The organism is Pectobacterium versatile, from assembly GCF_020166435.1.
In the GTDB taxonomy this organism is placed as follows: Bacteria; Pseudomonadota; Gammaproteobacteria; order Enterobacterales; family Enterobacteriaceae; genus Pectobacterium; species Pectobacterium versatile.
This window is the reverse complement of the sequence record NZ_JAINZP010000012.1, coordinates 94,947-107,493: the sequence shown is the minus strand read 5'-3', so window position 1 is coordinate 107,493 and position 12,547 is coordinate 94,947. Positions and strand designations below refer to the sequence as shown.

The window sequence follows — 12,547 nt, the reverse complement described above, 5'->3', positions numbered from 1 at the left end:
GATGAGCGAGAAAACGGAAGAACCCACAGAGAAAAAACTCGAAGACGCACGCCGTAAAGGAGAAGTTGGGCAAAGTCAGGATGTGCCCAAGCTGCTGATCTGCGTCGGCCTACTGGAATGCGTATTGGCATTAGCAGACAGCACGATGGGGAAACTGCAAACGCTGGTACAACTGCCGCTGCAACGGCTGGATGCCCCGTTTGCGCAGGTGGCGAAAGAGGTGTTCCACGATGCTGCTGTGCTGGCGGGCACGCTCTGCCTGTTAGCCGCCGCCATTGCCGTGCTGCTGCGCGTGGTGGGCGGCTGGCTCCAGTATGGTCCGCTGTTTGCGCCCGAAGCGCTGAAGCTCGATCTCAACCGTCTGAACCCCATCAACCAGTTCAAGCAGATGTTTTCGATGCGCAAGCTGGTGGAGATGCTGACCAATATTCTGAAGGCGGTGGTGATTGGTACGGTCTTTTATAAAGTGGTGGTGCCGGAGCTGGAAGCGCTGGTCGAATTGTCCTATGGCGATCTACACGGCTTCTGGCAAGGGGTGAAAGCCCTGCTCACGCGCATTGCCCGCACCACGCTGACGGCGTTGCTGGTGCTGTCCGCACTGGATTTCGGCCTGCAAAAGTATTTCTTTCTCAAGCAGCAACGGATGAGCCACGAGGATTTACGCAACGAACACAAGGATTCCGAAGGCGATCCGCATATGAAAGGTCACCGCAAATCGCTGGCGCACGAACTGATGAACGAGCCTGCCGCCCCGCGTCCCAAAGCCAACATAGAAGACGCTGATATGCTGTTGGTCAACCCGACGCACTATGCAGTGGGGCTCTACTATCGCCCCGGCAAAACGCCGTTACCGCGCATTTTGTTTAAGGGAGAAAACCAAGCCGCACGCGATCTCATCGCGCAGGCGCAAAAAGCGGACATTCCGGTGATTCGTTTCATCTGGCTGACCCGTACACTGTATCGCACCACGCCGGAGGGCCATTACATTCCGCGCGAAACGCTTCAGGCCGTCGCGCAGGTGTATCGCGTCCTGCGACAGCTCGAAGACGAGCAAAAACGCGACATTATTGAGATGGAATGAAGGCGGAATTCGTGCTGTGAATGCTCACGGTTGTTTCCTGTTTGCTGGTATTCGCTGGTCTGGCGATATCCTGATTGCCAGAAGGCAACGCAACAGACCCTCGTCCAGTCTGTTGCGTCAGTGACATCACGTTATTTAATCGGCTGCTGATCCGTTTTGGGCTGCTTGGCACGGTAGGCATCCATGATCGGTGCCCAGTCCATGCCTAAGGGGATAGGGTGCTGTTTAAACAGTTCGCCGTACTCCTTGTCGAACTCAGCCCAACGCTTTTCATATTGTTTTTCCAAGGGTATTACTTTATCTCTCCAATCATCGGTGACCTCTTCAGCAATGCCGCGGGCAAGCAAGAGATCTGGACTGACGCCGAGTAAATCTCCAAACAATAGCACCTCATAATAGCCACCGGGGGAAAGACCAAAATAGAGCCAATTACGCTGGTCTGTACGCCCACCGACCTGATAACGCTGTTGCATTTGCTGGGTTAGATCTACGGGTAAATTTACCGTGATACGGTACCGCTTGCGATCGTAGAAGGACACTATTTCTATCACCGCCCGATCGGGAACCTCCATTCTATCTACAGGCAGACCTCCACCTCCAGCCCAGTAATAACGCTTTTCCGTAATCCGTTTTGCACTGGAACTTGGTCCCGCACCGCCTCCTGGATAACCACCAATAAATGTTCCATCACGATAAAATTCAACGTTGGTCGTCCAAATTTCATCGATATTGCTGCCGGTACCATAGCTCCAGTTAACATGGGTCATCGAATGCGGGCTTGAACAAGCCACCAGCGAAACGCATAGCGTGGCTACCATAATAAAATACCTGAACATCATGCCTCCTGATTGCCGATGATATGCCGCCGTTCCTTGCTCACGGTGGTTTCCTGTTTGTTGGTATTCGCTGGGCTGGCGATGCCCTGATTGCTGGCACTGCGATGCACATAGTCGCGGCGTAGCGCTCGATAAACCTCCTCAGAGAGTTGCTGACTCAGGTTCTTTACCACGCCCTGCTCGACTGCTGCAAACGCCCAGTGCTGGTCCAACCCCTTCAAATTAACGGCAGGTAGCTTAGCGGCAAGTGACTCCACAGTAACGACAGGGTCATTAGCATCCCACGCCTTAAACGGCACGCCAACGGCGCGCCCGGCTTCCACCATCATATGTAACGGAACGCGGGAGTATTCCCCTTCCACCACGCGGCTCATCACCACCTCAACATAGACGGCTTTTTTCGGCCATGAATCATTCTTACCGTGCCGCCGGATAAACGAGTAGGGGATCAAACTGATCGCCCCTACCGGTGGAATGGCTGCACGCTGCAAATGCGGCTGGAGGCGTCCTACCCAGCCCTGTGCCATTTTTTCTTCGGCATAGGCGCGGGCCTGACGATAGGCGCGGCTTTCTGTATCTGGCGTAGCAGCCGGTTCCTCGCTCATAAAGCGCTCCAGTTCGAGACATTCAGTCAGCGCCGGGTCGCTGTTCGGGTTACGCAGGCTCCAGCGGCTGTAATAGCCGCCGCCCAGATCGGAGTGCGCGCCCGGCAGCGCCAGTTCGGTAAAGTGCGGAGGGATGCTGGTGCCAATCGCGGTGGGAGTGACGCGTGTTAAGGGGAAGTGCTTTCGTACTTCATCCAACGCCGTCAAATGCACCACCCGTTCGGCACAATCGTCACGTAAACGGATGTTGACGCTGGGATGATACGATGAGGCGACCGTATCAAAAATCCCGACAAAGGCGATACGCACATCGTCCCGTTTAGCCCAGTCAAACCCGGCTTTAAGGCGGATAGACTCTGTCTTTGCCACCGCCTGCACCAGCGGGTGATCGGCCTTTTGGTCGATGACGTTAACAAAATGGCGTGCCGCCGCCGCCCCGCGGCTGAAGCCAAACACATCGAACACGATCCGGTGAATGCATTCAATATTGGGTAATATCTCTCTTAAATCACGTTTGATCGCAGCAACAATCCCCAGTTCGCACGCCAGATTCACCTTGCCAACAATGGAGGTATTTTCACCACCAAAATCGATATCCACCGCCTTTGTCAGCATATCGTCCGTTTGGTATTCCGTGCCGTCTTTTCCTGCGACCGGATTGCGTGTACCGATACCGCTAATATAAGCGCGTGTACTTAAGGTTTCATTGCCTGTTTTAAATTGCTCATAGAGTTTCCAGACGTTTGTTCTATCGTTAGCCGCACTGTCACTCACTGGAAGCTGTCCCATCTGGCAGCCGCGTAGCTCTTTCTCCCGCTGTGCCGGATCGGAACAGGTTTCTGCCAGCCATTGCTCTACTTTTTTAAGGCCGGATTCGGCGTTATAGGTGTTATTTCCCGTGCCATCGAAGAACACGCCAATGCGCAGCACGTTGATCTGGTAGCCTTTTACCTCGATGACGTAGGAATGTTTGGTAAATAAGCGAACGTTTCCGGCTTTTCCCTCCTGATGCGCCTCTGGCAACGGTTGTTCTGGTGCAGTCAGGCACAGGTCACCGGTGGTGGCCTTAACATGTTCCCGTGGGGTTTCCTCATGCCCGACTTTTTCTGCCACATAGCCAGGCACGGCACTTTGCCCTTCCTTCAAGACCTCACGGGATTGCGCCGCCTTGAGCCAGGGTTGCGTCTCCAGTTTGACCGCTATCGGGCCAACGGCAAAACCGCGCACCAACGTCGGCCCGTCTTTAAGGGTTACCGTTTCGGCCTTGCCGGTATCGTCGGTGAGTGTCGCTTTTAGCCCCTTAAACGAACGGTTGTGTTCATCACGAACATCAATCTCTATCCAGCAATCGTAATGTTCGCAGGGGATGCAATAAGGATCGGCTGCCATCGGTTAACTCCTGTCAACTCTGATGAAAAATGAAATGTCCCAGATTGTGGTCTGAGTCTGCTCACACCACGATACGTTTTGGTAAACACTAATTTGGATAAAGCGCAGAAACTTAGGTTGGACAAAAATTACGCACATTCACACGGCAGAGGGCAAATGGGCTGAGGAGGGTGAAGCAATAGGCAGAATAATGAAAACGTTCCCTGTGACATCCTTGAGGCGAGTCCTTTAATAAAAAATGGCAAGCAAAGGATAGCAAGCAAATGAAAATTCAATAGTATGAAAAAAGAACCGAAAATAACTCAATAAATTGATTAATTTTGAAATTATTTCATTTGGATAAAGACCACACATAGAAATAGATCTGATCTTTCTCCTACTGTGGCATAGATAGCATGATGCAGTATTTCGCCAGGTTGAAAACTCAGTCGCGCAGGTGTATCGCGTCCTGCGACAGCTCGAAGATGAGCAAAAGCGCGACATTATCGAGATGGAGTGAAGGTAAAGCAAAGACGTAAAATCGCTCGCGGAAAGATCGAGATACCCGGAGAAACAGCAATGAACCGTATCAAACCGTATCGGTAGCGATCTGACTCAGATAATACGCTTCTCCCTGACGCAGCTCCGCCATCATGAAATCAAGGAAAGCCTGCTGCTGCTGCGCATGCGCTTTGCCTGCCAGCGTTTGAATCTGAAGCGAGCGCTGGTCAAGCTGCTTGATGTTAAGCGGCTTCAGGCGCATCGGTTGCTGTAAGCATTTATACATCACGGAATAGAAGCTACAAGCGGTGACCGCCCCCGGCGTGCTCATCGCATAGTAATACAGCGTGGTGAAATTGTTGCAGCACAGAGTCGGTTCCAGAAAGGTGCCGTTCATGCGGCATGAGAGGTCGAACAGCTGCCGCAACGTGGTAGAGGATTCCGGCAAGGCCAGCGGGAAAGGATGCAGATCCGCCAGTTGGATAGACTGCTGCGCCAGTGGGTGATCGTCAGACATCAGCAACATCAGCGGCGCAGGCAGCGCCAGTTCCACATTCACGCCTTGTTCGGGCGCCAGCGCAAACTGGAGCGCGATATCCACTTCACCATTGCGGATCATCTGGGACACCTGCATCGCCGAGTCGACTTTCAGCGCAAAGGTGGTATCTGGGTCATGCTGGCGAAAACGCGCAAATAGCGTCGGCAGCAGATCAAACGCCATCCCTTCCGTGCAACCGATGCGCAGCAGCGCCCGACGGCTGGCTTTCAGCCCCTGAATCTCCGCCACGGCGGCATCCATGTCCATCATGCTCTTACGCACATGATTTTCCAGAATTCGCCCTGCATCATTCAGAACCATGCCGCGCGCATGACGTTCGAAAAGCGGCACGCCGATGCGTTCTTCCAGCCGCTGGATTTGGCGGCTGATCGCAGAAACGGCCACAAACAGGTGCTGACTGGCGGCGCTGAGCGAACCGGTGGTGGCAACCACTAGAAAATAACGAATCTCGGAGCTGTGCATGGCGGCGTTCCTTTCAGACATCACGGGGGGATTCGCAGGTTTATATTAAAAGCAAAGCTTAATTGCAATTTTTATTATTGTTGCAAAGCTCGTTTTTTCTTTAAATATCGGTAACTTCGGCACATTATCCAGCAAGGAAAGGCATGACCAACGCAGACCTTATTCGTATCGCCTGTGAACGTTTCGATCGCGGAGAATTTAAACGAACGTTGGCCCGGCGTATTTCCTACGCTAGCGAGAGCCAAAAAGCCGGTAACCATCCCGCGCTGAACCGCTATCTGACTGACGAGATCCAGCCCGCGTTGCAGGCGATGGGATTCAGCGTAAGGCTGATTACCTCGTCGGATGAACGCCATCCCCCTTTTTTGCTGGCCGAACGTATTGAAGATCCCAACCTGCCGACCGTGCTGTCTTACGGCCACGGCGACGTGGTTTTCGGTGATGAAGAAAACTGGCGCGACGGGCTTACGCCCTGGGAATTGGTGGAAGAAGGCAACCGCTGGTACGGGCGCGGCAGCGCCGATAACAAAGGCCAGCACAGTATTAACCTGATGGCGTTGGAACAGGTATTTCAGGCGCGCGGGCAGCGTTTAGGCTTCAACTGCAAACTGCTGTTCGAGATGGGCGAAGAAATTGGCTCACCGGGGCTGGCAGATCTGTGCCAGCAGCACAAGCAGGCGCTGGCCGCCGATCTCTTTATCGCCTCCGACGGGCCGCGCCTCAGCGCAGAGCGTCCGACACTGTTCCTCGGCTCTCGCGGCTGCATCAATTTCCGTTTGCGCATTCAGGCACGCGAGCAGGCATATCACTCTGGTAACTGGGGTGGATTGCTGAGCAATCCGGGTACCCAGTTGGCGAACGCCGTGGCGAGTCTGGTGGATGGACAAGGACAGATGAAGATCGATTCCCTGCTGCCACCGCCGTTAACGCCCGCACTACGGGAAATCCTCAGCACCATCGACCCCGCAGGCAGCGAGGGCGATCCGGCGATTGATGAAAACTGGGGTGAAGACGGTCTCACACCTGCCGAACGGCTATTTGGCTGGAACACGCTGGAAGTGCTGTCGTTCATTACCGGCAACCCGCACAAGCCGGTGAACGCGATTCCCGCTGATGCCACCGCCATTTGCCAACTGCGTTTCGTGGTCGGCACCGACTGGCAGCATCTGGCGCAACATGTGCGTCAACACCTCGACCAGCACGGCTTTAAACAGGTGGAGGTTGAGGTACTTAATACGTCTCCGGCGACGCGTTTTAACCCAGAAGATCCGCTGGTAAACTGGACGCTGGCACTGATGCAGCAAATCAGCGGTAAACAGCCCGCGCTATTACCGAATTTGGGCGGATCGCTGCCCAATGACGTTTTCGCCGATATCCTCGGCCTGCCGACGCTGTGGATCCCCCACTCCTATCCGGCATGCGGCCAGCACGCGGTCAACGAACACCTGCTGAAATCCGTCGCCCGAGAAGGGTTAGCGATCATGACTGGCCTATTCTGGGAACTGGGGGAGCAAGGAGATGCGTTACTAGACGAACACAGAGGGTATGCACATCAGAAGTGATGTTTAGTGCTTATCTTCTCTGTCTTTCACTGGCATTAAAAATTAGGCTGAGGTGGAGATGACCGCCGAGTGAGCGGCATGGACGCCGCGAAAGCCAGTGCCGCGTCTGGAACGCGTCACTGGCGGCTCGGAATACGGTCATGGACACCGAAGGAACCGCGTAAGCGGCATAATTTCAGCCATTAGCCTGGGTTCATAGGGCAAGCGGCGTTTGAGCTGCCCTATGTCGGGCGGGATACAGTGTTATAAACTAGCACTCATACCAATACGCACGAAACGTTCCCTTTACTTACATAGATTAAGGGCTTAGTTACAAACAAAACCGTAATTACTTCTTCATCCATTCCGGCTTCTGGAACGCGTGGAACATGGAGTTTTTGTCCTCAAAAAACGCGGCGAATTCTGGGGATTGAACGGCCGCTTTCAGATCCTGAGCGAACGGTTTATCGGCATCTTCCGCACGTACAACGATCATGTTTTTCAGATCTTCCGGCAGCACATCCAGTTGAATGGCGTCAGACAGGTTCAGACCAGCGGAAATCGCGAAGTTGGCGTTAATCAGCGAACCGGTTACGCCGCCCAGCGCGCGCGGTAACTGTGCGGCTTCCAGCGGTTTAAAGACCAGCCCTTTCGGATTTTCTGTGATGTCACGCAGCGAGGCTTTGGTCGGCGTAATATCTGGATTGATCTTGATCAGGCCGTATTTTTGCAGGAAATCCAGTGAGCGCGCCAGATTTGACGGATCGTTTGGCAGCGTCACGATATCGCCCGCTTTCAACTCATCCAACGAGCGTACTTTGTTGGAGTAAAAGCCCATGCTGGCCGTCGGCACGGTGATCACTTCCGCCAGTTTCAGTCCTTTATCCGCACTGAAACGATCAAGATAGCGGCGATTTTGGAACAGGTTGGCATCGATACTGTTGTTCGACAGCGCCAGATTCGGCTGGATGTAGTCGCTGAATTCACGCACTTTTACGTCGTAGCCTTTTTTCACCATTTCCGGCTTGATCGCTTTCGTGACCATATCGCCATACGGCCCCGGCGAGACGCCGATGGTGATTTCTTTGCCTGAATCTGCTGCGTAAGCCTGAGAGATGCCCAACACCAGCATGAGTGGAATGAGTTTTTTCAATCGCATCGTCGCGTTCCTGTCTGTCCGATTTAGTCAGTATTCGCCGTTTTGCTAACGGCATTCTCGTTATGTTAGGCGTCTGTAGCCACGGTTAAGATCGAGATACCGGGAGCGACCACGGTGCGAGGCATCCCTGCGGAAACCTCATCACCGTGTTTCTCCCTAAATCCCTACCCTTACGCACGGTGCAACATCGCTCATTATTTTTCTCTATTTTGATAACGTTATTCCCTGGTGTTGGATAACGTTTTACTGCTCACACTTATACCCGTCATACTTCAAGTTGCATGTGCGTTGGCTACGTTCACTCACCCGAATCACTTACCAATGTAAGCTCATCGGGATTCCTTCTCTTGCCGCCTTCATGAAACTCGAATTATTTAGGGTATATGATTTAAAATTTCTGATTAAAGAATCAGTTAAAACAAAAAGGTTTCCTGTCCGTAGCAATATTTTTCGTACAGTTCAGGGTTAATATCGAAGCCGATTCCTGGTTTATTTGGCACCGCAACACCGCTGTCTTTGTCTAATTCGACAAACGGCAGCATGAAGTCTTCATGCCAGTAGCGGGAAGATGGCGGAATATCGTGCGCGTAGATAAAGTTCGGCAACGTAGACACCGCAATGTTGTGCGCTTTGCCGACCGCCGTATCCAGCATACCGCCACACCACACCGGAATATTGTGGGCCTGACAGTAGTCATGAATCAGCTTGGTTTCAGTAATACCGCCCACGCGCGCAACTTTAATATTGATAATTTTGGCGCTGCCTAGCTCTATCGCTTTACGCGCATCTTCTACCGACGCAATACTTTCATCCAGACAGATCGGCGTATTCACCGCCGCCTGAAGTTTGCGGTGGTCGATAATATCGTCATGCGCTAGCGGTTGTTCGATCATCAGCAGATTGAATTTATCGATGCGCTTAAAGAAATCGATATCGTCCAGCGTATAGGCGGAATTAGCATCCACCATCAGCGTGATATCACCAAACGTCTGACGCAGTGCCGCAATATAGTCGTAATCTTTTCCCGGCTTGATCTTTATTTTGATGCGTTTGTAGCCTTCGTTCAGGAAATTATCGACCACGCTGACTAATTGATCGGGCGTGTCCTGAATACCAATACTCACACCCGCTTCGACGTTATTCCGCACGCCGCCCAGTAATTGATGTAGCGGTACGCCTTTTATCTTCGCGTAAGCATCCCAAATACCGCCTTCGATTGCCGCTTTAGCGCAGTTATTACGCTTTACCGGGGCGAAAATATCGCGCACCTGTGAAGGATGCTCAATATCCCCAACCTGCTTAATCATCGGGATCAGGAAGTCACGCATAATGTGCCAGGCGGTGACGTTGGTCTCTTCGTTATAAAACGGCAGCGAAATGGCCGAGCAATCGCCGTAACCAATCTGCCCGCCAGCGTGCACTTCCGCGATGGAGAAGTGTTTCTCCGTCTGCGTCGCAAAGCTGGTGGTAAATGGCGTTTTCAGCGCCATTTTCATTTTTCTTAATACAATTTTGTCTATTTTCATGACATCTCTCTGCTGCCCTGAATACCCTATTCTGCCGTGGTTTAGCGGCGTTCGCGCTTATTCGCCCGACGCGATAGCATATCACCCAGCGTTTGCACGACCTGTACCAGCACCACCAACGCAATCACGGTCACCACCATTACTTCAGTTTCATAGCGGTAATAGCCGAAGCGGATCGCCAGATCGCCGACACCGCCGCCGCCAACAATTCCGGCCATCGCCGAGTAGCCAATCAGGCTGACCAGCGTAATCGTCAGGCCGCGTAGTAATCCTGCCAACGCTTCCGGCAACAGCACGGTCGCAATGATACGCGTCGGGCTAGCGCCAAAAGCTTCAGCCGCTTCCACAATTCCTGGATCGACTTCACGTAGCGCGGAATCCACCAGACGAGCATAAAACGCAATCGCCGCAACCGACATCGGCACCGCTGCCGCAACCGGCCCTATAGTGTTCCCCAGCAGCAACTGCGTTAATGGCAACAGCAGCACCAGCAGAATCACAAACGGGATCGAGCGGATGATATTCACCAGAATGGTCGAAACCAGATAGACAAAACGGTTCTGCCAGAATAAATGACGATCGGTCACATAAATCGCGATACCTAACGGCAAGCCGAATACCACCGCACAGAGCGTTGAAATACACACCATCGTGAAGGTTTCACCGAAAGCGAAGATTAATTCACCGAATAACTCAATCATTGATGACCTCCACTCCAAAGGTATTCTGTCGAATATAAGCAATAGCCGCGGCTACGTTATCCGCTGTCGGATCGTCACGGTATGAAATCTGAGCGATAATATGCCCCAGCGCGCGATCGTTAATATATTCAATATTGCCGTGCAGAATATTAACCGATACCTGAAACTGCTGCGCCACATCGGATAATACGGGTTGCTCTACCGAATCATCGGCAAAGAGTATTTTCAGCAAGACGCCTTTATTATTCTGCTTAAAGCGTTCAGGTAATTCGACCGGACTGGTATGGCTAACCAGTTGTTTGGTGTAGGCGTGCTGCGGCGCAGAGAAGATCGTAAAGACGTCGCCTTCTTCCACAATATTTCCGCCCGTCATCACCGCCATACGCTGACAAATACTTTTAATCACGCTCATTTCGTGGGAAATAAGTACGATCGTGATACCTAACCGGACATTGATGCTTTTCAATAGCGCCAGAATAGACGCCGACGTTTCTAAATCTAGCGCAGAGGTCGGTTCATCACACAGCAGCACTTCAGGATGGTTGGCAATGGCGCGGGCGATACCCACACGCTGTTTCTGCCCACCGCTCAACTGCGCTGGATAGGAGGTTCCTTTATCCTGCAACCCGACCAGCACCAAGATTTCCGGCACGCGCGTTGCAATCTCTTCCTTACTCTTTCCCGCCGCACGCAGGCTGAACGCCACGTTGTCATACACATTGCGGGTATGCATCAGATTAAAATGCTGGAATATCATCCCGATACGCTGCCGATGCTGACGCAGTTCACGGCCGGACGCATCGCTAATCAGCGTATCACCCAGAAATACACGCCCTTCGGTGGGGCGCTGCAATAAATTGATCGTCCGCAGCAGCGTACTCTTTCCCGCGCCGCTGGTGCCGACAATCCCAAAAACTTCACCCTGTTGAATGGTCAGGTTGACGTTGTTCACCGCTCTGGACTGTGCATCTTTACCGGCGGGAAAATCAACGCTCACGTTTTCTAACCGAATCATTACCTGACTCACTCCTGCTGTTGCCGACTGTTTAAGTGATGTAGCGCGGCATACGTAAATGTATGCCTGTTTGATATAAGGGCAAGGCCTAATGCCAATCGTTTAAGCATCGAGATATACGGGGCGACCACAGGGGTGAGGCCTCCCTACGGGAACCTCCCCCTGTGTTTCCCCTAATAACGGGCTTAAGTGACCAATATTAGGGCAAGGCTCCTCTCTCTTGTTGTCGTATAACTTTCGAGGATAAACGCCTTTTTTATTGAGGAAGAACCGGGCTACTTGTGGCTGCCATTTTTGTTATAATTAGATTAAAATCTTTATAAATCAATAAAATATTGAAAAATAATCGTCTATTTAAAGTAGAGAGAAATGAGCTTTGCGTCAATGATAAAAAAAGCAAATCACCTTTCTTTTTTTTAGAAAACATTTCATTCTATTGCACCACCAGCGTACCACGTTTGCCTTTATTTTCTAAGTCAGCAATAGCGGCTGTTTCAGTCCCGATAATCCCGCTGTACTCACTCTGTCGAAAATGAAGTTGAAATGCTCGAACCAGATTTTTTAATCCTTTATCTGAGTCCGCATTTGTAACATCATAACCATATTCCTTTAATTTCGAAATAAGTTCACTATTTGAGGGAATTGCCTGCTGAAATTGTGATTCATATTTCTCTTTGGTACTTTATTCAAACTATGCCCCAATCCCACTATCATAAAGCGCTTTCCATGGGAAAACTGCTCCGGGATCATTCTTACAGCCAGGAGCAATATCCGAATGACAGGTTATATTTACAGGAGTAATATTTTGATATATCTGGATAATATTTAAACTCAGATTTTTGACTACCTAAATCTGAGTCGTATTAAACAGGAAATATATAATATCCCCATGTCCATCATCAGAAACCAAATTGATTATCTCAATGTCGATTGATGTATCATTATAAAACGAACTCAGGAATTGAAATTTTTCACAGATCTATATGAGTTATAATCCATCTTCACTGGTTGGGTCGATAATTTAACATCACCTACAGCTTGTCGAACATTTTTAAGCTGGCTTATCGCTACCCCCCCCCTCATTTTTAGGTAAAATATTATTTCGCATTTCTTAATATATATTTCTCTTGGTAAATAAATTTAATAGCATTCAAATAAATTACATTTAATTTACCGAAAAAAGAGTCGATATT

General features: G+C 51.1%; 9 protein-coding genes. 2 read left to right on the top strand and 7 right to left on the bottom strand.

What is annotated here, in order from left to right:
* Window position 1: 1 nt before the first annotated feature.
* The gene (gene sctU, locus K7X24_RS14770) at window positions 2–1,081 is read left to right on the top strand and encodes a type III secretion system export apparatus subunit SctU (RefSeq protein ID WP_039471862.1); all 1,080 of its coding nucleotides are present in this window, start codon (window positions 2–4) and stop codon (window positions 1,079–1,081) included.
* 131 nt (window positions 1,082–1,212) lie between these two features.
* On the opposite strand, the gene K7X24_RS14765 is transcribed toward sctU, so the two are convergent.
* The 3 genes from K7X24_RS14765 to K7X24_RS14755 all read right to left on the bottom strand — a co-directional run bounded on the left by K7X24_RS14765 (window position 1,213) and on the right by K7X24_RS14755 (window position 5,412).
* On the bottom strand, window positions 1,213–1,899 hold the full coding sequence (locus tag K7X24_RS14765) for a DUF2931 family protein (protein ID WP_224555548.1): 687 nt from the start codon (window positions 1,897–1,899) through the stop codon (window positions 1,213–1,215).
* A gap of 17 nt (window positions 1,900–1,916) precedes the next feature.
* A complete protein-coding gene (locus K7X24_RS14760) occupies window positions 1,917–3,911 on the bottom strand; it encodes a T6SS phospholipase effector Tle1-like catalytic domain-containing protein (RefSeq protein ID WP_224555546.1) in 1,995 nt (664 codons plus the stop codon).
* Window positions 3,912–4,479: 568 nt separating this feature from the next.
* The gene (locus K7X24_RS14755) at window positions 4,480–5,412 is read right to left on the bottom strand and encodes a LysR family transcriptional regulator (RefSeq protein ID WP_224555545.1); all 933 of its coding nucleotides are present in this window, start codon (window positions 5,410–5,412) and stop codon (window positions 4,480–4,482) included.
* Between the two features lie 143 nt (window positions 5,413–5,555).
* Between K7X24_RS14755 and K7X24_RS14750 the strand changes: the two genes are divergently transcribed.
* Window positions 5,556–6,974, top strand: a complete 1,419-nt coding sequence (locus tag K7X24_RS14750; RefSeq protein ID WP_224555543.1) for a M20 family metallopeptidase — start codon at window positions 5,556–5,558, stop codon at window positions 6,972–6,974.
* Window positions 6,975–7,302: 328 nt separating this feature from the next.
* Here K7X24_RS14750 and K7X24_RS14745 read toward each other — a convergent pair whose 3' ends face one another.
* The 4 genes from K7X24_RS14745 to K7X24_RS14730 form a co-directional block, all read right to left on the bottom strand.
* The gene (locus K7X24_RS14745) at window positions 7,303–8,112 is read right to left on the bottom strand and encodes a MetQ/NlpA family ABC transporter substrate-binding protein (protein WP_039489317.1); all 810 of its coding nucleotides are present in this window, start codon (window positions 8,110–8,112) and stop codon (window positions 7,303–7,305) included.
* Window positions 8,113–8,525: 413 nt separating this feature from the next.
* Window positions 8,526–9,638: an o-succinylbenzoate synthase gene (gene menC, locus K7X24_RS14740; RefSeq protein WP_224555541.1), complete on the bottom strand. Its 1,113-nt coding sequence runs from the start codon at window positions 9,636–9,638 to the stop codon at window positions 8,526–8,528.
* Between the two features lie 41 nt (window positions 9,639–9,679).
* Complete coding sequence (locus K7X24_RS14735) at window positions 9,680–10,339, bottom strand: methionine ABC transporter permease (protein ID WP_224555539.1); 660 nt, start codon at window positions 10,337–10,339, stop codon at window positions 9,680–9,682.
* Window positions 10,332–11,354, bottom strand: coding sequence for a methionine ABC transporter ATP-binding protein (locus tag K7X24_RS14730; RefSeq protein ID WP_224555537.1), 1,023 nt, complete (start codon window positions 11,352–11,354; stop codon window positions 10,332–10,334). Before K7X24_RS14730 ends, K7X24_RS14735 begins: the two co-directional genes overlap by 8 nt.
* Window positions 11,355–12,547 lie beyond the last annotated feature (1,193 nt).

Bases quoted from the DNA above. Each gene is read 5' to 3' on its own strand.
- menC (WP_224555541.1), bottom strand. From the start codon at position 9,638: ATGAAAATAGACAAAATTGTATTAAGAAAAATGAAAATGGCGCTGAAA.
- K7X24_RS14750 (WP_224555543.1), top strand. From the start codon at position 5,556: ATGACCAACGCAGACCTTATTCGTATCGCCTGTGAACGTTTCGATCGC.
- K7X24_RS14735 (WP_224555539.1), bottom strand. From the start codon at position 10,339: ATGATTGAGTTATTCGGTGAATTAATCTTCGCTTTCGGTGAAACCTTC.
- K7X24_RS14745 (WP_039489317.1), bottom strand. From the start codon at position 8,112: ATGCGATTGAAAAAACTCATTCCACTCATGCTGGTGTTGGGCATCTCT.
- K7X24_RS14755 (WP_224555545.1), bottom strand. From the start codon at position 5,412: ATGCACAGCTCCGAGATTCGTTATTTTCTAGTGGTTGCCACCACCGGT.
- K7X24_RS14730 (WP_224555537.1), bottom strand. From the start codon at position 11,354: ATGATTCGGTTAGAAAACGTGAGCGTTGATTTTCCCGCCGGTAAAGAT.
- sctU (WP_039471862.1), top strand. From the start codon at position 2: ATGAGCGAGAAAACGGAAGAACCCACAGAGAAAAAACTCGAAGACGCA.
- K7X24_RS14765 (WP_224555548.1), bottom strand. From the start codon at position 1,899: ATGGTAGCCACGCTATGCGTTTCGCTGGTGGCTTGTTCAAGCCCGCAT.
- K7X24_RS14760 (WP_224555546.1), bottom strand. From the start codon at position 3,911: ATGGCAGCCGATCCTTATTGCATCCCCTGCGAACATTACGATTGCTGG.